15 protein-coding genes are annotated in these 20,918 nt (G+C 41.9%); 8 read left to right on the top strand and 7 right to left on the bottom strand.

What is annotated here, in order from left to right:
- The first annotated feature begins 180 nt into the window (after positions 1-180).
- Entirely contained in the window at positions 181-966 is a 786-nt protein-coding gene (gene dapF / locus DBR11_RS17035) for a diaminopimelate epimerase (protein ID WP_108553853.1), read from the top strand.
- Here dapF and DBR11_RS17030 read toward each other — a convergent pair.
- From DBR11_RS17030 to DBR11_RS17015, 4 genes are all read right to left on the bottom strand, one after another.
- Positions 963-3,239: a helix-turn-helix domain-containing protein gene (locus DBR11_RS17030; protein ID WP_108553852.1), complete on the bottom strand. Its 2,277-nt coding sequence runs from the start codon at positions 3,237-3,239 to the stop codon at positions 963-965. The two genes, dapF and DBR11_RS17030, sit on opposite strands and share 4 nt — an antisense overlap.
- Positions 3,240-3,279: 40 nt before the next feature.
- Positions 3,280-3,981, bottom strand: a complete 702-nt coding sequence (locus tag DBR11_RS17025; protein WP_108553851.1) for a response regulator transcription factor — start codon at positions 3,979-3,981, stop codon at positions 3,280-3,282.
- 12 nt (positions 3,982-3,993) lie between these two features.
- Entirely contained in the window at positions 3,994-5,820 is a 1,827-nt protein-coding gene (locus DBR11_RS17020) for a sensor histidine kinase KdpD (RefSeq protein WP_108553850.1), read from the bottom strand.
- An 82-nt stretch (positions 5,821-5,902) separates the two neighbouring features.
- On the bottom strand, positions 5,903-6,466 hold the full coding sequence (locus DBR11_RS17015) for an NADPH-dependent FMN reductase (protein ID WP_108553849.1): 564 nt from the start codon (positions 6,464-6,466) through the stop codon (positions 5,903-5,905).
- Positions 6,467-6,536: 70 nt separating this feature from the next.
- Between DBR11_RS17015 and DBR11_RS17010 the strand changes: the two genes are divergently transcribed.
- The gene (locus DBR11_RS17010) at positions 6,537-7,757 is read left to right on the top strand and encodes a TCR/Tet family MFS transporter (RefSeq protein ID WP_108553848.1); all 1,221 of its coding nucleotides are present in this window, start codon (positions 6,537-6,539) and stop codon (positions 7,755-7,757) included.
- A gap of 164 nt (positions 7,758-7,921) precedes the next feature.
- On the opposite strand, the gene DBR11_RS17005 is transcribed toward DBR11_RS17010, so the two are convergent.
- Positions 7,922-8,284 carry a DUF3127 domain-containing protein gene (locus DBR11_RS17005; protein ID WP_108553847.1) on the bottom strand — a complete coding sequence of 121 codons (363 nt, stop codon included), beginning with the start codon at positions 8,282-8,284 and terminating at the stop codon, positions 7,922-7,924.
- A gap of 72 nt (positions 8,285-8,356) precedes the next feature.
- Here DBR11_RS17005 and DBR11_RS17000 point away from each other — a divergent pair, with 72 nt between their 5' ends.
- The 4 genes from DBR11_RS17000 to DBR11_RS16985 are packed head-to-tail and all read left to right on the top strand — an operon-like array spanning position 8,357 to position 12,293.
- Positions 8,357-9,544 carry a class I SAM-dependent RNA methyltransferase gene (locus tag DBR11_RS17000; protein ID WP_108553846.1) on the top strand — a complete coding sequence of 396 codons (1,188 nt, stop codon included), beginning with the start codon at positions 8,357-8,359 and terminating at the stop codon, positions 9,542-9,544.
- A 15-nt stretch (positions 9,545-9,559) separates the two neighbouring features.
- A complete protein-coding gene (locus DBR11_RS16995; protein ID WP_108553845.1) occupies positions 9,560-10,213 on the top strand; it encodes an HD domain-containing protein in 654 nt (217 codons plus the stop codon).
- A 53-nt stretch (positions 10,214-10,266) separates the two neighbouring features.
- Entirely contained in the window at positions 10,267-11,523 is a 1,257-nt protein-coding gene (locus DBR11_RS16990) for a putative DNA modification/repair radical SAM protein (RefSeq protein WP_108553844.1), read from the top strand.
- 11 nt (positions 11,524-11,534) lie between these two features.
- Positions 11,535-12,293, top strand: coding sequence for a TIGR03915 family putative DNA repair protein (locus DBR11_RS16985; protein ID WP_108553843.1), 759 nt, complete (start codon positions 11,535-11,537; stop codon positions 12,291-12,293).
- Positions 12,294-12,340: 47 nt separating this feature from the next.
- Here the strand turns inward: DBR11_RS16985 and DBR11_RS16980 are convergent, their stop codons facing one another.
- Together DBR11_RS16980 and DBR11_RS16975 are read right to left on the bottom strand one after the other, a co-directional pair.
- Positions 12,341-13,906: a SusD/RagB family nutrient-binding outer membrane lipoprotein gene (locus DBR11_RS16980; RefSeq protein WP_108553842.1), complete on the bottom strand. Its 1,566-nt coding sequence runs from the start codon at positions 13,904-13,906 to the stop codon at positions 12,341-12,343.
- A gap of 18 nt (positions 13,907-13,924) precedes the next feature.
- Positions 13,925-17,134, bottom strand: a complete 3,210-nt coding sequence (locus DBR11_RS16975; protein ID WP_233260795.1) for a SusC/RagA family TonB-linked outer membrane protein — start codon at positions 17,132-17,134, stop codon at positions 13,925-13,927.
- A 242-nt stretch (positions 17,135-17,376) separates the two neighbouring features.
- On the opposite strand from DBR11_RS16975, the gene DBR11_RS16970 reads away from it, so the two are divergent.
- Positions 17,377-19,752 carry a phosphocholine-specific phospholipase C gene (locus DBR11_RS16970; protein ID WP_108553840.1) on the top strand — a complete coding sequence of 792 codons (2,376 nt, stop codon included), beginning with the start codon at positions 17,377-17,379 and terminating at the stop codon, positions 19,750-19,752.
- Positions 19,753-19,846: 94 nt separating this feature from the next.
- On the top strand, positions 19,847-20,872 hold the full coding sequence (locus DBR11_RS16965) for a cell wall metabolism sensor histidine kinase WalK (protein ID WP_108553839.1): 1,026 nt from the start codon (positions 19,847-19,849) through the stop codon (positions 20,870-20,872).
- Positions 20,873-20,918 lie beyond the last annotated feature (46 nt).

Below are 20,918 nucleotides of genomic sequence, written 5' to 3'. Positions count from 1 at the left end.
TGTATATCAATTATTATATCTGTTTCAAAACATCATTAATCCGGTTTTAATGGCTGTAAATGAGTGAAATAATTATTTTTATATTCCTATGTTCAAATTTAATACCATATGCACGATATTTGTATCTGCTCAGCATCATTATTTAGTTAAAAAATGTTAAATCGGGAGCAAATAAATTAAATGAACATTCCATTCTATAAATACCAGGGCGCCGGCAACGACTTCATTCTGATCGACAACAGAAGAAAAGAATATAACCAACTGAATTATAAAGATATAGAAAAAATATGCAATAGACGATTTGGGATTGGAGGTGATGGATTAATGTTGCTGCAGGACCATTCTGACTATAATTTTGAGATGCTTTATTTCAATGCGGATGGTCTGCCGGGAAGCATGTGTGGTAACGGTGGACGCTGCATCGTTGCTTTTGCCAAATTCCTGGGCATTATCGACACAAATACTGACTTTTTGGCTGTAGACGGGCCACATTATGCCAAAATTACAGCAGAAGGCAATTGGGTTGATCTGCAGATGATCGATGTGAGCCACATCAACCAGGATGGTGAAGCTTACGTATTGAACACGGGTTCTCCCCATTACGTGGAACAGGTTACTGATCTGGAAAAATTGGATGTTTATCTGGAAGGAAAATCCATCAGGAATAACGAAACCTATAAAGAAAAGGGCATCAATGTAAATTTCATAGAAGACAAAGGCGACCATCTCTTTGTAAGAACCTTCGAAAGGGGTGTTGAAGACGAAACTTATGCCTGTGGAACGGGTGTTACTGCTGTTGCTTTATCTATGGCAAAACATAAGGGCCAGAGCGGGCACATCAGTACTCCCGTGACCGTATTGGGCGGAAAGCTCCGGATCGAATTTGACTACAACGGCGATACGTTTACCAATATTTTCCTTTGCGGGCCAGCCGAGCAGGTCTTTGCCGGAACAATAAATCTTTAATCACCCTCGGCAAGGTGTGCGGCAATACCAATTTTGATCTCGCCAAAACTGTATTCTCTGCCAAGGCGTTCGCGGATAGGATTCATTTGTAGCGTTTTAAGCTCCCGGATTGCCTCAAGAATCTTTTGCAGCTTTTTAGTCCCAATAATCTCTTTCGCAGAGATTTCCTGTCTTGCAATATAGTGAGCCAGATGACCTTCTATGGTTCCAAGCGCCATCTTTCTTTCTGTGGCTATTTCCTGTACGGTCATACCTTCTTTTAACAACTGCAGAGAAAGCTCTTTTGTATCTACTTTTGGAGCCTTTTCTTTAGCCTCAGCTTTCTTCGTTTTCGATGTCTTACTTTTTTTGGCTGTAAAGTCCAGTGTGTTGGGCATCGCAAACACCTTTTTCATTTCAAACTCACGATTGGCTTCATCCAACAGGTCATTAACATCCTTTTTTGTAAATTCTTCTCCCCTGATCGTAGCCTTTAGAAGCGCAGTGGCTTTCCTGATATTTTTATACTGCTCGTAGAACAGAGATTCCATCTCCAGCAGTTCTGTTAGAAAAGCAACTACCTGTTTATCCTGTTTGACCAGCTCCATACGGTCAAAAATGTTTTTCGACATCCGCTGAAGCAATGGATTAAAATAGTTCTCCGCAGCAATCGTACGGTCCAGCAGTAAATTCAAACCAGCTTCAGTCTTATCCGCACAAAGCCGCTGGATCTGAGTCAAAAACTTGCTTGCATTCACTTTTTGCTCACTGAGTTCTCTCAACAATTGCTGAGCCCACTTGAAATGCTTTTGTTTCGCTGACTTGTTCAGGTCCTTGGTATAGGAATGGACATGCTCATAAACGTAATTGTCAAGACTAGTTAAATCAAAACACTTTAAAAGGTAGCGCTGCAAAAACACTTCACTTTCCGATTTGATCTGATCAATGAGCACAACTCCATCCGTCTTATTTTTAGAAAAAAGGGAAACATTTGGATCCTGTCGAATACCTGTTGAAGGAAGTGGCGAAGTTAATACCAGACCATTCAGAGATCGGAGCCTGGATAAAGCCACATAGATTTGACCGGGAGCAAAAGCATTACCAATATCAACAATTGCCTTGTCAAAGGTTAAACCCTGACTCTTATGTACAGTAATTGCCCAAGCCAGCTTGATCGGGTACTGAATAAATTTTCCAATCACCTCTTCCTTAATTTCATGAGTTACTTTATCAGTGGTATATCTGATGTTCTTCCAGGTATATTTTTCCAGCTTGATCCGCTCCCTATCCCCCTCTGTTTCTACTTCAACTGCATCAGAAGCTAATGACACCACCGTAGCAATCTTTCCGTTAAAGAATCTCTTTTCCGGCGAAGGATCATTTTTGATAAACATGATCTGTGCTCCTACTTTCAACTCAAGGCTCTGCTCTGCCGGATAGGAGGATTCACTAAATTCATCTTCAATAGCCGATTTATAAAAATAAGACGGAGATTTAAGCGCATCCAAACTTTGCCTGTTCAAAGCATCTGCCCTTTGATTGTGCGTAGTCAGGGTAATATATTTTTCCGTAACAGGAGGACTAAAATTTGCTTTATAGTGCTGTTGCAACAGAGCTACATCTGCCGCAGTAGCCGCATTATTCCTCAGATTATTCAAAAGGTTAATAAAAACCTCATCGGCTTGCCTGTACACCTTTTCCAATTCTATATAAATAGGCGGGTGATGTAACAATGCATGTGCGTCAAAAAAATAAGGACTTTGATAAAAGGTACTTAACAAAGGCCATTCATTGGATTTTACTACCGGAGGCAACTGATGCAAATCACCAATAAAAAGCACCTGTACGCCTCCAAAACTTGAGTTATCCCTCCGTATATAACGAAGCACCATGTCTATCGCATCCAAAAGATCCGCCCGCAACATACTGACCTCATCGATGATCAGCAATTCCAGATCCGTAAAGATCCGGCGTTTGGTGCTGTTCATTTGCAGGTGGCGAACAATAGATTTAGGCGTGTTGTAGTGTTGATTTCCCTGCACCTCTCCTGCAGCCGGCTGCTTGGGCAGGTAAGTTCCAAAAGGAAGCTGAAAAAGGGAGTGTATCGTTACTCCCGCTGCATTAATGGCAGCTATTCCTGTTGGTGCTACAATAACCGCCCTTTTATGGGTGAGTTCAATTAAATTCCTAAGAAAAGTAGTTTTACCGGTACCAGCCTTTCCGGTAAGAAAAATATGCCTGGAGGTATAATTGATAAATTTAGCAGCAAGCTCAGCAGGATTCGTTTCAGCCATGAAACAAAGATAGCAAGATTTTGATTAATCTATTAAAAAATTAATTAACCAAAAGCTTATACCCTTTACCATGAACGTTAAGAATCTCCACTTTCGGATCCTCCCGCAGGTATTTACGCAACTTACTTAAAAACACATCCATACTGCGTCCGTTAAAATAATTATCATCATGCCAGATGCTCAGCAAAGCTTCTTCACGAGTCAGCACAGAGTTTTTCTTTAAACAAAGTAATTGCAGAAGCTCCGCCTCCTTTGTCGATAGTTTTTGTTGCTGTCCGTTAAACCAGATAAGCTGGGTGGTATAATCAAACACATAATTCCCAATCTCGAACTGAGTTTGCTGAGGTTCTTTCTCATCAGATTCCCTGGCGGCCGACACCCTTTTCAATAAAGCATTGATGCGAAGCAATAATTCTTCTATTCTAAACGGCTTGGTAATGTAGTCATCCCCGCCCAGATCATAAGCAGAAGCTTTATCTTCCATCATAGCCTTGGCGGTCGCAAAAATAATAGGCACATGCTGATTGATCTTCCTGATCTCCTTCCCCAAGGTAAAACCATCTTTTTTGGGCATCATGACATCCAGAATGCAAAGATCAAAGTTCTGTTTATGAAATGCACGTAAACCCTCGTCCCCGTCAACACACAACACAACATCAAACTTACCTTTCAATTGCAGATAATCCTGTAAGAGCAAGCCCAGGTTTGGATCATCTTCCACAAGTAGAATTTTTTTGAGCATATATAAAGATATTTAAATTAATGGTAAAGTTATTTCAAAAACAGTTCCTTTGTCCTTTTCACTCTGCACTTTAATACTTCCGTCCAGCTGGGTGACTATATCCTGTACATAATTCAAACCCAAACCAAAGCCCTTCACATCATGCAGGTTTCCGGTTGGAACCCGGTAAAACTGATCAAAAATCCGTTTAGCCTGATCTTTAGTCATCCCAATTCCATGATCGGCAATTTGAATAATAAGATTCCTCGGGGTATTCTTTGTTGTAATTTCAATTACAGGACTTTCCATGCTGTACTTATTTGCATTGTCGATCAGGTTATAAATAACATTGGAAAGGTGTAATTCATCCCCCTCGACTACAGGATGTGTCGCATCCAGGTTTAGTGTCAGTGTCGCATTTCTTTTCTGCAATTGCAGGCTCATGCTATCTGCCACCGCAGCAATCAGATCATTCATATCGACCTCTGTTTTTTCAAGATGGAGTTCGTTTTTCTCCAGCCTGGCAATACTCAGCACCCGCTCTATATGGTTACCTAAACGCACATTTTCATCATAAATAATGCTCGCAAGCCTTTTAATACGGCTTTTATCTTCCACAATCTCCGGATCTTTAAGTGCCTCGCTGGCAATCATAATCGTCGCCACCGGAGTTTTAAACTCATGCGTCATGTTATTAATGAAATCCGTTTTCATCTCTGAAATTTTCTTTTGTCTTAAAATGGCATAAAGCGTGTAAGAAAAGATAAAAATCAGCACTAGCAACAACCCGCCCGACGAAGCAAGCGTAACCCCCATATTACCAAAAATGGCCTCGCTTTTATTAGGAAAACTAACGTACAGCATCCCGGGGTCTCTTAAAATATCATTACTAAACAAAGTCGTTTGATAGGTATTGGATGGCAAAACCTCTGCTGCTGCGTTTGATACCTTCTTGTACAACAGAGAATCTCTATTGACCAGTTTCACCCAAAAATCGTAGGGAAGATCAATATTATTATTGACCAGTTCTCTTTTAATAAGGGTATCCAAAACATCTTTTGAAATCCTTTGGGTAATTGGCACATCTCCCCTTTCCATTTCCTTTGCCGTTTCCTCTACCAAATTGAAATTACTGGAACTGAATAATGGAATAGTATCCGCCTTCAATTGCTTCATTTCCCGCTCATAACGTCTTTTTGCCAGTGTATCATCCCTATTAAACCGAAGCGCAACATCGCCATCTACAGTAGCAACAGATACTTTTAAGGGTTTTCCATCTAATTTATTATAAACCAGGTAGCGGATGCTATCGGGAAGCTTGTAAGGACGCATACTGAATGTTCTCGCCCTGGAAAGCATAAATGTCTTTCTAACATTACCGCCAACAACATTGAGATCGGAATCAAAAGCAACACTTACATCTACATTTAAAGGTGTTGTAGACTGACTGCTCAACGCAATATAATCAGCTTCTGAAATGATAGTCGGGTTTAAGTATACTGCTCTGATAATGCTGTCCTGGAGATTAAGATCATCAATAACCATACGTTGTTGTTCAAACTTACGCTTGCGTTCCCCCTCCTTATATCGCTCCTCCAGACCGGCAATCGTTTTTTCTTTATCACGCTGCTCTTTTTCTCTCTTCAATCTCCACTCAAAATCCTTACGCGTAATCAGTGAAGCTGCATTCCTGCGCTGCACTTTATTCACCACAGCAGTTAAAGCCTGGTTAACATTCTGTTTAAATACTTCAGAATTTAGTTCATAGGCTTGCCGGATGTAATATAACTGCATTACAACAACACCTACCAGCGCAATAGTCATCAGCGCGGTAATCAGCCAAAAGCTCCTTTTCTTCATGATCTATTCAAAATTAACGAAGCATGAACAGAAAGCTGTGTTTTTAACACTTTTTAACTTAAAGGCTTAGCCTCTTCAGACCTTATTCGCGCATCGTTTTCAAGGCTTTTGTCCAGCGAAGCAACTCCTTTAACATATTATCTGCAGCAATTAAAGAGATCTCGCCTGGCATAAATTCATTTTGCTCATTAATCAGCTTTGCAAAGAACGGAATAAACACACCATCTGCCAGGGGCACAATCTTTAGAGTAGACAGATCCCCTTTTAAGCTATTGGCTGCCCTTGTGCCTGCAGAAATACCGCCATAGCTTACAATACCAGCGGCTTTATATGCCCATTCCTTTTGTAGATACTCCAAGGCATTCCTCAAAGGAGATGGGTACCCAAAATTATATTCGCCGGTCACAAAAATAAAGGCGTCTGCGCTGTTAATTTTAGCACTCCAGTCTTTAGTATGCTGTTGCTGATATTTTTGAAGCGAGGGATGATTGGGCTCATCCATCATTGGAAGCTTTACTTCCCCAAGCTCCAGCAGTTCCACTTCAAACTCCTCGTTTCGACGGGCAATATCCGTTATCCACTTAGCGATTATCGGACCTTTCCTCCCAGGTCGTACAGTAGCAGATATTATTTTCAGCTTATACATCTTTCTTTATTTTTAATTTATAACATCTGCTGGGTACATCTTGTTTAGTGATTTAATTACATTTGAGGTTATGAACCAGATTCAACAAGAAAAGCGCCCGGCAGGACTAAGCTTTATTTTCATTACTCTTTTGATTGATGTAATAGGGCTGGCTATTATTATACCCGTTTTTCCTAAGCTTATTGAAGGCCTCATTCACGGAAATGTCAGTGATGCTTCCAGGATTTCCGGCTTACTTCTGGTGGCCTATGCCGTAATGCAATTTCTTTGTGCGCCCCTGGTTGGAAACTTAAGTGATAAATACGGCCGCAGGCCAGTACTCCTTTTTTCCTTACTGGGGTTCGGGATCGATTACCTCTTCCTTGCTTTTGCACCCACCATAGGCTGGCTATTTGTTGGCCGGATCATTGCGGGGATTACCGGTGCCAGCTTTACTACAGCTTCTGCTTATATTGCAGATGTCAGTACACCTGAAAAACGTGCCCAAAACTTTGGAATGATCGGCGTTGCTTTTGGCCTTGGCTTTATTCTTGGTCCTGTAATCGGAGGCATCCTGGGAAAAATAGACACCCATTATCCCTTTTATGCTGCAGCAGCACTTGCCTTTATCAATGCTATATACGGCTTCTTCATCCTTCCGGAGTCTTTATCCAAAGAACACCGTCGCCCCTTAGACTGGAAAAGGTGCAATCCTCTAGGTACCCTGATACAACTTAGGAAATATCCGTCTGTAATCAATTTATCTGTATGCTTGTTCGTTGTGTATTTTGCCGCGCATGCGGTACAAAGTGTATGGACCTTTTATACCATGCAAAAGTTCAAATGGAGTGAGGATCTGGTAGGCTATTCTTTAGGTTTCATCGGACTCATGATTGCTGTCGTACAAGGCGGCCTGATCCGGATTGCAATCCCTAAACTTGGACAGGAACGCAGCATCTGGATTGGCCTTACGCTCTACGCCATAGGCATGGTACTATTTGGTCTGGCCAACAAGAGCTGGATGATGTTTGCCTATATGATACCCTATGCTCTAGGTGGCATAGCCGGCCCGGCACTGCAAGGCATTATGACCAATCAGGTTCCGGCTAACGAACAGGGAGAACTGCAAGGCGGCTTAACCAGCTTAATGAGCCTGAGCTCTATTTTCGGCCCCTGGTTTATGACCTATATCTTTTACTACTTTACCAATGCCAACGCCCCGATCTATTTACCTGGCGCACCTTATTTTGTTGGTGCGGCACTGATGCTGCTGAGCGCTTTTCTGGCGATAAGAAGTTTCAAAAAAGCCTGACCCCGATTTTTTCAATTTGCTCTGCATCCTGCCCGGTCACCTCCCCTTCTGCAATTTGCTACGGAAAATTCCCTTCTAAAACCTCTCAAAAAAAGCTATAAAAAAAAAGCACCGGGATAAATCCCGGCGCTCCTAGTTCAAAATTGTTTCCTTAAAAAAGATCTTTAAAATGGCAGGTCATCTTCCTCGCCAGGTGCACTGTTTAAATCTACAGGCGGAGCGTATTCTGGAGTAGCGGCAGCAGCATTGTTCAATGCATTGATACGCCATACTACTAAACTGTTAAAATAAGAAACTTTACCGGTTTTATCCGTCCACGGGCGACCGCGTAAATTGAAGGCAACCTCTACATTGTCACCAACTTTCAAACTATCAAATAATGCAGTTTTATCTTGCAAAGCCTCAAATCTGATATATTCCGGATAAGTAGGGTTTTCAGCGTACTCTATGATCAGATCACGTTTTTTAAAAGTCTCACTCACTTGCTGTAATGCACCGATTTCGTGCACTTTTCCTTTTAATTCCATAACAAATACTCTTATATTCTACTTTCAAGTTCAAATCTCTATATTTTTATTGATAACTTCGCACAATAAATTATGCAAGTTTTCCACACAAAGAATAAGGTTATCGTAACCTGCAACAAAAGACTGTCTTCCTATCTGGCGGAAGAAGTTAAAGACCTGGGATACACCATTATCAGGGAATTCCCTACCGGTGTAGAGCTAAATATCACCTTAACAGAGTGTATAAAACTCAACCTCAACCTGCGTTGCGCCAGCCAGATTTTATACTGTTTAAACAGCTTCAAGGCCAATAATCCTGAAGAATTATACCAGCAGCTGGTGGAAATGCCATGGGAAGAACTTATCGATTTTTCAGGCTATTTCTCGGTAACCTCTAATGTGGATAACCCAACCATTACTACGCCATTATTTGCCAACCTGAAAGTAAAAGATGCGATTGTTGATCGCTTCCGGGCAAAGAAAAACATCCGGCCAAATTCTGGTTCTGATGCCAACAAAACCGTAGTCCATTTATACTGGAAAGACAGTGAAGCCGATATTTTTCTGGATACCTCCGGAGAAACCCTGGCTAAACACGGTTACCGCAAAATCCCAGGAAAGGCGCCAATGCTGGAAGCCCTCGCTGCAAGTACCATACTAAGTACAAAATGGGACAGAAAATCGGCATTCGTAAACCCAATGTGTGGTTCCGGCACCCTGGCTATTGAAGCTGCACTGATCGCAACCAACAGACGTCCTGGATTGTTCAGAATGAATTACGGGTTTATGCATATCCTGGGTTACGATGAAGAAGTCTTCTTTGCTGAAAGAAGGATCCTTAAAGACCAGGTGATCAAAAATATAGATCTTACTATTATTGCCACTGATATTTCTGAAGATGCCGTAGATGTGAGCCGAAGAAATGCAAAAACCGCCGGTGTAGATACTTTAATTACATTTGAAGTTTGCGACTTTGCAGATACCCAGGTACCTGAGGGCGGCAGGGGTATTGTAGTCTTCAATCCGGAATACGGAGAACGCCTAGGAGAGCATTCTAAACTGGAAGCTACCTATAAGCGAATGGGCGACTTTATGAAGCAGCATTGCAAAGGCTATTCTGGCTATATCTTTACTGGAAACCCTGATCTTGCAAAGAAGATCGGGCTTAAAGCCTCTCGCAAAATCGAATTCTATAATGGAAAACTGGACTGCAGGATGCTGGAATACGAACTGTATGATGGCAGCAGAAGGCCAGAGAATGAAAGACCAGTAAAAAATTAGACTCTAATCCATCTGATGAACAATATTGAGATCATTAACAAAACCATCGATTTTGTAAAGAAAACGCTGGCCGGCGCAGAAGCCGGACATGACTGGTTCCATATTGAAAGGGTATATAAAACTGCCCAGCACATCAATAAGCAGGAACAGGGTAACGAGCTGATCGTTGCCTTAGCCGCGCTTCTTCACGATATAGCAGACAGTAAATTTAACGGTGGCGATGAAGAGATCGGGCCGCAAATGGCTGGCGACTTTCTGAAAAGCCTGGAGCTTGGTTCTCCAGGTATTGAGCAGGTACAGCAAATCATTAAAAACCTCAGCTTTAAAGCCAGGTTTGGAAAGCTGACCTATCAATCCAAAGAACTGGATATTGTACAGGATGCTGATCGTCTGGATGCCATTGGAGCTATCGGTATCGCACGTGCTTTTACTTATGGAGGCTTTAAGAACAGAGTTTTATATGATCCTGAAATCGAGGTCAAACTTAATATGAGCAAAGAGCAATATAAAAACACAACAGCCCCGACCATCAACCATTTTTATGAGAAACTGCTGTTGCTTAAGGACCTGATGAAAACCCCGACCGGAAAACAGATGGCAGAAAACAGGCATCAATTTATGCTTGGTTATCTCGATCAGTTTTATGCCGAATGGGAAGGCACTAAATAATAATACTAATTTTTTTAGTAAAAACACTATCTTTGTTTAACAAAGTCTGGTGTATGTCTGAACGAATTAGAGAGAAGTTAAGCATCCTTGCCGATGCTGCCAAATATGATGTTTCCTGCTCGTCCAGCGGAAGCAAAAGAAAAAATGACAATAAGGGGCTTGGCAATGGCCACAGTTCGGGCATCTGTCATACCTATACTGAAGATGGGCGCTGTGTCTCTCTTCTAAAGATTCTGCTCACCAATCATTGTATTTTTGATTGTGCCTATTGTGTCTCCCGCAAAAGCAACGATATTGAAAGAGCGGCCTTTACCGTCGATGAGGTGGTCCAGTTGACCATGAATTTCTATCGCAGGAATTATATCGAGGGCTTATTTTTAAGTTCAGGAATCTTTAAGAATGCAGACTTCACTATGGAACGGCTGTTAAAGGTCGTCAAGAAACTTCGGCTCGAAGAGAGGTACAACGGATATATTCACCTAAAGACCATTCCCGGCGCAAGTGAAGAATTGGTTAGGGAAGCAGGAATGTATGTGGACAGAATGAGCATTAATCTGGAAATGCCTACGGAGACGGGCCTTAAGTTGCTGGCCCCGGATAAAAGTCATAAAGATGTGATCAAACCGCTCGGGGATGTGCAAAGACAAATTATTCAATTTAAAGAAGAAAAGAAAGTAATTAAAAGCGTTCCACAATTTGTTCCTGCGGGACAGAGTACACAAATGGTGATCGGGGCAACCCCGGAAACAGACAAAGACATCATGCATACCGCAGCCGAATTCTATAAAAATTTCTCTCTGAGAAGGGTCTATTATTCAGGCTATATTCCTATTAGTACAGACAACAGACTTCCCTTATTGGGAACGCAACCCCCACTGATCCGGGAAAACCGTCTTTACCAAACCGACTGGCTGATGCGGTTCTATGGTTTTCATGTCAATGAACTTTTAAATGATGCCAATCCACACCTGGATGTTGATATAGACCCTAAACTCAGCTGGGCATTACGCAACCTCCAGTTCTTCCCGTTAGACATCAACATTGCTTCTTACCAAATGATCCTTCGCATTCCAGGGATTGGAGTAAGTTCTGCAAGAAAAATTGTTCAGGCAAGAAAGTTTGGAAGACTGCGGATAGATCAGTTGAAAAAAATTGGCGTAGCCTATAACCGGGCAAAGTATTTTATCACCTGTACAGACAGTCCTCCGATGTTCAGAGACTATCAGGCCACACAGATTAAATCTTTTATCCTGGCAGAAAGCCAAAGCAAATATTTGAAAAACGATATTCAACAATTGAATCTATTTTAATTTCCAGGACAATGATCTACGTTTTTGACGGTTCTTTGGAAGGCTTACTTACTGCCGTGTTCGAATACCATGAGCGGCGGCCTTCCAAGCTCATCTTAACCACAGCCGAATGCTACCAGCCTGATGTCTTTACCCCGGCACACCGGGTAGATAACGATCCAGAGAAAGCAGATCGTGTATGGAAAGCTTTGCACAGAAAACTTCCAGCCAAATGGCTCCGGATATTTTACTGTACTTATTTGTCAGAAATGCCTGAAGCCTTTAGGGATCTTTTTGAATTTTGCCGTTACATTTTCAGCAACCCCTCCGGCGCAACAGAAAATTATGGTAATCCTCATGTACTGGCGGTTGCCGGTTATGCCAGGAAAGTAGAAAGAGAAAAGCACCGCATGGAAGCATTTATCCGTTTTCAGCAGAGCTCGGACGGTTTGTTCTATTGTGGAATAGACCCTGATTTTAATGTCATACCCCTCATCATGAAACATTTTAAAGATCGCTATGCCGATCAGACCTGGGTTATCTACGATTATAAACGGCACTATGGCATTTATTATAACCTGGATAAGGTGGAGGAAATCTATTTAAAACAGGAAGATGAGAAGAATCTAAAGCTACAAAGAGACAAGATTGCTTCAGCACAAGAACCTTTATACGCCTCACTCTGGAAAGATTATTTTAAAAGCACCAATATTAAAGCCCGTAAAAACACCAAACTGCATGTGCGCCACGTTCCAAGACGGTATTGGAAATACCTGACAGAAAAAGAATAAGCCGGCAGTAATGACACTGCCGGCTTTAAGAGCGTGGTTGATATCGATTATTTAACGATCCACGGAGCCATGTTGATGTCGTCAACCCCCTGATATTGTCTTTGCAGGGCGATATTCAGCTGATCTCCATTGGTGGTTCTGTCCAGCGCCGGGTACTGGAACCGAAGTGGGATCCTTCCACTGTTCAAGGTTCCGGGACCAGTTAAGAAAGCAGGAACGCCTGTACGACGGTACTGATTATAAGCCTCAAATCCAGAATTTCGGAAAAAAGCAAGGTATTTCTGTGTCAGGATCTGGTTAAGTCCGGCCATACTATTGCCCGCATACTTAACCGCAGCCTGTGAATAGTAGTCATTTTCAAAAGAGAAGCTAATGGTAAAACTGTCATATTCACCAGCCTTACCCTCTTTTTTAGCAAAGTATACCACATTGTTTCCATCCTTTACACCATAAAAGCCCATGGAAGCCTGGATACCTTTTTTATACCAGCTCTCTGCATCACCAACAGCCCAGCCCCGGTTGATGCCTTCGGCCAGATTAAAACAAAGCTCAGGATAGCTGATAATGAATGTATTTTCAGCAGTATAACCACTGTAATACCGGTAACGGCCAATCAGAGAATACATTCCCTTCTGAACCTTGTCCAACATCACCCCCTGGTCTTCTCCAGAATTTGCCCCAACAAAATTCCGGAAATCCGTCAGCACATAATTGTTTTCCTTTGCAATACCCCATGCTGGTTCTGCAACCATATATGCTCTTGGATCGTGAAGAGAAGACAGGGTATTCAGGTAAGTTGCAGCCATATTAAAACGAAGGGCATCATTTCCCAAATTGTCTTTGTTATTGGGATATTTATTGGCACTTTCATTATATACATACTGCAGGTTGTCTGCCATACTTTGCATCAAAGGATACTTAGTTGGATTGGATACAATTGCTGAAAATTGTTGTTTCAGCTGTAAGTCGGCATCATCAACTTTTTTGCTCAGCTGTAAAAGTGTTCTCAGATGAAAACTATTCACTACTTTTTGCCAGGCAGGAAGGCTGTTCTTCAAATAGAAATCACCTCGGAGTTCCGTATTTCCAGCAGCGATTAAGCTATTCAAATCGTTATTAGATTCTTCGAGCCAGCTCATTGCCTGTTTAAAAATGTCTTTCTGCAAGTCGTATTTTGGTTTCAGATTGGCTGCTCCTTTTATGGCTTCGGTCATCGGCAGATCTCCAACCTTTAAGCTCATCCGTACAAAGAAATAGGCCTTGAGGAATTTAGCCAAAGCCAGATAAGGCTTTGCTACCGCCCCACCCAACCGGTTTGCTTCCTCTTCCATTTTAACAATGTTTTTCACCGTTGGATAATCCAGGCTTGCCCCGGTCCAGTCGTAGCTGTTGGTACTGTAATAGAAATAATTTGCCGCGGTATACTGCCCCCATCTTTCAGAACCTCCAAATGGTGCTTCGTACATTTCATTAATGATCCCCGTGAAGATCAGGTCAGGCGGCACATGCTCTGCCTGGTTTGGATTTTTGAATTTATCTTCAAATTCTTTCTTGCAGCTACTGGCCGTAACCAGGGCAATGAAAAGAAAAACGACACTATATATTTTCTTCATGGTCTTCTTATTTATAGATTAGAAAGTAACATTTAAATTAAATCCTATACTTCTTGTTGTTGGCGTCTGTAAACCCGACGTTGCCTCTCTTCCTGAATACTGATCAACATCAACGTCATTATAGGTAGAGTTGATGAAGTAAAGCAAGTTCCGTCCAACTACAGTGATTCCAGCGGTACGGATAAATGTCCCGGACAATAGTTTTTTAGGCAGCTGATAACCTATGGTTACTTCCCTGAGCTTTGCATACGTACGGCTCATCATGGTGTTTTCCTTTGCATTATAGAAAACGCCTATATAATCCTGCAACAATTGAGGTGTCGTATTTGGCGCAAAGGTTAATTCATTGTAATTGGTAATCAGGCCTGTAACCGGATCAAATTTAATCTTTCCGTTATTGGCAACCACAACACCATCGCCTACCCAGGTTCCTTTATAATTCTTATCATTTACATGAAGAAAATCCTGGTAACGGGCTTCTCCCATTTTACCCTGAACGGTCTCGATCTGACGTCCACCCTGAAAAGATTTAAGGCGCACATAATCCTGCATTACACCTCCAACTTTTCCATCCAGCTGGAAACTGAAACTAAAGTTTTTGTACCTGAACTTGTTACTGATACTCCAAACCCAGTTCGGATCAGCATGGCCAAGCAATTGGTTCACAGGCAACGCAATTGGCGTTCCGCCCGAGGTATGGATCACTTTTCCATCCGGAGTTTTAGCCAGAACTGAACCATAGATATTATCAATCCGGTCACCAGTTTTATAAAACTGATCCACATAAGTTTCTCCTGGTGCAAGTTCTTTATAGATCTGTTTATAGGTAGACCAGTTGATCAGTACATCCCAGCCAAAGCGGTCGTTACTTACCGGAGCACCAGACAGGCTCAACTCTACCCCACTGTTTTGTGTTTTTCTTCCATTAATGGTATTGGTGGTAAAACCAGTAGCCGAGCTAATGGCTTGTTTAATGATTTTTGGTCCGTCAATGTATCTAAACCAGGTACCCTCTAAACCTAAACGATTGTTCAGGAATTTCAAATCTGCACCCAACTCATAATTAGTCCTGCTCTGCGCCTTAACGGAATTGATATCGATCAGGTTATCTGTATAATAGGCAGCCGGCTGATTGTTATAAGATGGCCTGATGCTATAAGGTGATGACAATCCATAACCCGGGCCACCATAAGATGAGGTATACTCCGCGCCATAACCTAAAGGATAGGTCTGCAACGGTGTAGCGCCAATATAATCCAGCGTACCCAGACCAGGATCTTTCACGTTGGCATAAGACGCCCTCACCTTGGCAAAAGAGATAAATGATGGCAAGGTAGTATAGTCAGAAAAAACAGAGCTTAAAGAAGCTGAAGGATAGAATGCCGCATTATGTCCCGGAGGCAAAGCAGAGTTCTTATCTACACGGCCCGTTGTATTTAAGTTCAGATATTTTTTAAAGCTTAAATCGACCGAGTAAAAGGCACTCATCACCAGCATGCTGGAATTAAAATTAAAAGCCTGTACCGGATTTTTAGAATTGGAGAAATTATATACATTGGGCACGTTCAGGTAATCCGTAGTCGTGAAACTGGAATTGTAATTAAAATTACGGATGTTCCCTCCTCCAAAAGCACTAATGTCAAAAGTTTGGTCTATGTTCTTGTTGAACTTCAGGATCAGCTGTGTGTTGTTCTCAAACATGCTTCTCCGGTCTTCCCGGTAATCGCCCAAAGCCTGTTCCCTTCCATATGGATGCGCAGAAAAGGGCATTTTTTCTGTTCTTAACTGATCATAGGTAGATACCTGTGTTTTCAGCATCAGGTCTAGTCCCTTAATGAAATTGTAGTTTAGGGAAGCATAACCATTTACATCATTCTTTTGATGTCCCCGCAACCATTCATAAGACATGAAATAAGGATTATGATAACGCGTGTATTCTGCAAAGACAGACTGTATGCCTTCCTTTCCGGGCTGCCAGTAATTCTTCATGTCATCGATATTCCAGTCTGCTCCGCCCCAAAGAGTCATATTATAAATAACACTGTTTGGTCCATAGTTTACATCCGGTATATTTTTAGAGTACTGTCTGCTGTAATTGATATAAGCTTCTGCTTTCAACTTAGCGCTCAGATTATACCCTCCGCTCAGGTTAAAACTGTTGATGTTCAGATCGGTATTGGGTATAATACCTTTCTGGTAATTATTCGAGATGGATACCCTTAAATTATATTTATCATTTGCTGTAGATAAGGCAATATTATTGGCTGACAAAATCCCTGTCTGGATAAATCTTTTCAAATTGTCTTTTCCACGGGCTACCCATGGGGTACCTTGACGTACTCCATTTGCATTCACCGGGCTGTCATATTGCGGGATGAGCTGACCTTCAAACTTGGGTCCCCAAATGTCATAATCTGCATCATTTAAGCCACTTCCTTTACCATCACCAAAAGCATAAGCGCTATGTTCACCGGCACCATACTCGTCCTGGCTTTTAGGCAAGGCAATAAAACCTTTGTTAAACTGGGTACTTGAATTCAACTCAACCGTGAATCCTTTATCATTAATCTTTCCTTTTTTAGAAGTGATCAGCAAGGCACCATTATAGGCCTGATAACCATACAATGCAGCAGCAGCCGGTCCTTTTAATATCGTATAGCTTTCTATATCATCTGGATTGATGTTCCAGGTATCGGAATTGATCGGAACACCATCAACGACAACCAGGTTCACACTGTTTCCGCGCAGGTACACAGATGACCTGCCCAGGAGTTCTGAAGAAACACCAACGGTCAGACCAGCTACCTTCCCCACCAGTCCGTTTACCGGATTCGCTTCTCTGGCTTTCACCAGGTCTGCACCTTTCACTTCCTGTATGGCATAACCCAGGTTTCTTTTCTCCTTCCGTATGCCCAGTGCTGTAACCACTACTTCATTTAAATTCTTTGAATCTGCTTTAAGGATCACGTTCAATGTGGTACTGCCACTAAGCGGTACTTCCTGCCTTAAAAATCCTACAGAACTGAAAACAAGAATGTCCTGCCTGCCTGCTTCCAGGCTAAAACGGCCGGACTGATCAGTGGACACTGCTCTTTTAGTTCCCTTAACAAGTACACTTACGCCTGGAACGACTTGTTGAGAATCGTCTCTAACGACTCCTGTGATTTTAGTTTGCGCCCAGGTTAAATAGGGCAACAGACATAGAAACAGCAAGGTTACTATGCTCATTTTTGATTTGTAAAGAATTTTCATGTAAGTCTGGAATCTTTAATGGTTTTGAACGCAATATTAAAGTCCGGGTGTTAGCAGGATAAAAATTCTGAGTTAACAAATACTATTGTTTTCGTTTAGTATTTGTTAACAGAATTGTAAATTGGTAACAAAAACATTACAGGTTTTCTCTCTTTAATTAACCTCGTTGCCGTTACTTCACAGTTAATAAAAACCATAAAACCTCATACCTTTAATACATGGACTCAAGAAGAGATTTTCTTAAAAAAGCGGCCTTGCTCAGCGGTGCAACAGGAATGGCCAGTGTGATCCCAATGTCGATACAAAAAGCGATGGCCATCAATGCCGATCCGGGCACTACATTTTATGATGCAGAGCATGTCGTTTTCCTGATGCAGGAAAATCGTTCATTTGATCATTTTTTTGGAACTTTAAAAGGGGTCAGAGGATTTAATGATCCTAGGGCAGTCCGACTTCCCAACAACAATAAGGTCTGGCTTCAGGAAGATCAGAAAGGAAGTACTTATGCCCCCTTCCATGTAGACATTAATAAAACCAAAATTACCTGGCAGGGCGGCCTTGCCCATTCCTGGCCAGACCAGGTTGCTGCAAGAAATCAGGGAAAACACAATCATTGGGTACCTGCAAAATCCTCCATGTGCCTGGGCTACTACAAAAGGGAAGATATTCCTTTTTATTATGCCCTTGCAGATGCCTTTACGGTATGCGACCACAGTTTTTGTTCTTCACTTACCGGAACAACACCGAACCGCCTGTTCTTCTGGACAGGCACCATCAGACCAGAACAGAATGGCGAATCCATAGCGGTAGTGAACAATTCACAGGCAGAATCACAAGACAATGTTTTTGTAGACTGGGAAAGCTTCCCTGAAATTCTGGAAAACAATGGCATAGACTGGAGAGTTTACCAGAACGAAGTATGGACAGCAAAACTACCCGAAGAAACAGACGACTGGCTTGGAAACTACGGAGACAATCCACTGGAATATATCAAAAGACACCATGTAAAGCTCTCTGCTTATTTCAGAAAAAATGGGGATTCAACCAGCTCACCCAAATTAACTGCAGAGGAAGTCAAAGAGAGATATGATAAACTTTCAGAAAAGGAGAGAAATCTCATCAATAAAGCATTTACCACCAATATTCAATCACCCCAAGACTACCTGGCCCTGGCTCCTTATACCTTCACAGATGATCAGGGTGTTCAGCAAACCATCAACATTCCGAAAAATGATATCTTTCATGAATTCCGAAAAGATGTAGACCAGGGCAAACTGCCAACGGTATCCTGGCTGGTTGCCCCCCAGCGTTTTTCAGACCACACCAGTTCCCCTCTCTATGGTACCTGGTATGTATCTGAAGCACTTGACATCCTGACTAAAAATCCGGAGGTGTGGAAAAAAACCATATTTATATTAACCTATGATGAAAATGACGGTTATTTCGATCATCTGCCTCCATTTGTTGCGCCTGATCCAAAAGATGCTTCGACGGGTAAGGTTTCATCAGGCATTGATGCCGACGTAGAATTTGAACGTATCGCAGGAAGTCCTTTAGGTTTGGGTTACCGAATCCCCTTTGTGGTCGCCTCGCCATGGAGTAAGGGCGGCTACGTAAACTCCCAGGTTTTCGACCATACTTCGTCATTAATGTTCCTGGAAAAGTTTTTAAGCAAGAAAACAAACAAAAATATAAAAAGCAACAACGTCAGCAGCTGGAGACGAGCCGTTTGCGGAGACCTGACTTCTGTGTTCAGACCTTATAAAGGAGAAAAACTATCTCCTCCTGCAGCTTTGAAAAGAGAGACTGTAATTGACAACATACAAAATGCAAAGAATAAGCCACCTCAGGTTAAGCCAAGTCCATTGAGTAAAGCCGACATAGAGAACATCAACACTCATCCTGCCTTTTCCCCAATGAGCTCTCCTTTTATGCCTAAACAGGAAAAAGGAATGAAACCTGCCTGCGCATTGCCCTATCGTTTATATGCTGATGGCACTTTAAATTCCGAAAAGACTGGAATTGAACTGTTCATGGAAGCCGGTAAAGCACTTTTCGGAGCTAAAGCAGAGAATAGCGGGGCTGCATTTAACATCAACACCTATAATACTAAAAATGAAGTTAGACCGAGAGCTTATGCAGTAAGTCCAGGAGCGCAGCTTGCGGATGAAATAGGCCTGCAGGAATTTTCAGAGGGCCGGTATGACATTGCTGTCCATGGTCCCAATGGTTTTTTCAGGCAGTTTAGCGGAAGCAAACAGGATCCGGAGTTACGGATCAGTTGTACCTATGAATCCATCAGCAGACTCCATAAAAAACTAAGTGGGAACATCAAGTTGATCATTGAAAATACGGATAACCACGAACACCGCTTAAACGTAAAAAATGCTTCCTACAATCATGCATTACCAGATGTATTGCGTATACCCGCCAAAGGAAAAACCGAACTGACGATTGTTCTGAAAAAGAGTTATGGATGGTACGATGTTATTCTTGAAAGCGCAGAAAGTCCTGGCTACCTTAGAAAATATGCCGGACATGTAGAAACAGAAGAAGAATCGATTACCGACCCGGTTATGGGGGCTATGGCTTAATCTAAATTTAATAGGGGATTAGAATTAATCTTGTAACTTGCCCTATGAAGCATCAAAGGCTCCATCTGACAATTAAAAAACAATAAATAAATAGATGAAATTAAGTGTCCTTGTTTTTATTACTGCACTGGCGGTAGGCTTATCCATCAGCCTGGTAAATTTTCATTTCCAAAACAGCTGGTATTACATGCTGGTTTCTTTTGGGGTTTCCTTTATCACCAGTTTCATTGTCTTTTACTACCTTTTGGAAAAATACATTTACTCTAAGGTCAAACTGATCTACAAGCTGATCCATAACCTGAAACTGGGCAAAGATTTGAAAGATGCCCTTGGCGAATATGTAAGTACTGACCCTATTAATGATGTGGAGCAGGAGGTAAAAGAATGGGCCGGTGCTAAAAAGAAGGAAATTGAGGTTTTGAAAAAACAGGAGCAATTTAGGAGAGAATTTCTGTCTAATGTTTCCCATGAGTTCAAAACACCGCTTTTTGCCATACAAGGTTACATAGAAACCTTACAGGACTGTATTACAGATGATCCGGAACTGGCTGTGAAATTTCTGAAAAAAGCAGAAAAGAATGTGGAACGACTTAGCTACCTGATCAACGACCTGGATTCGATCTCGAAACTAGAAAGTGGCGAGATCCCGATCAATTATGAAAAGTTTGACTTTGTCCTGCTGGCCAAAGAAGTGATGGAAACCATGGAGGATAAAGCACGAACGAAAGATATACAACTGTTTTTCAAAGAGAAGTATACCCACCCGGCCATGGTCAGGGCAGACCGTGAAAAAATCCGCCAGGTACTGATCAATTTAATCCAGAACTCCTTGAAATATGGGAAGGACCACGGTTCTACAGCCATTAAAATCTTCGAACTTCATGACCAGTATCTGATCGAGGTTACAGATGACGGTATCGGAATAGATGAAAAGCACCTTCCTAGATTGTTTGAGCGTTTTTATCGGATTGATACCCACCGGGCAAGGGAAGTTGGAGGAACAGGACTTGGTTTGGCTATTGTTAAACATATCCTGGAAGCACACCAGCAGATTGTTTCTGTGCGAAGCACTTTACAAATTGGAACAACCTTTGCCTTTACCCTGGAAAAGATTGGTTAAAAATTTAATAACAAATTAGTGTAAACCCAATACTTAACACTAACTT

The organism is Pedobacter sp. HMWF019 (assembly GCF_003061025.1).
Taxonomy (GTDB): domain Bacteria; phylum Bacteroidota; class Bacteroidia; order Sphingobacteriales; family Sphingobacteriaceae; genus Pedobacter.
Note: the sequence above shows the minus strand (reverse complement) of the source record. Positions and strands in the feature narration are given on the sequence as shown.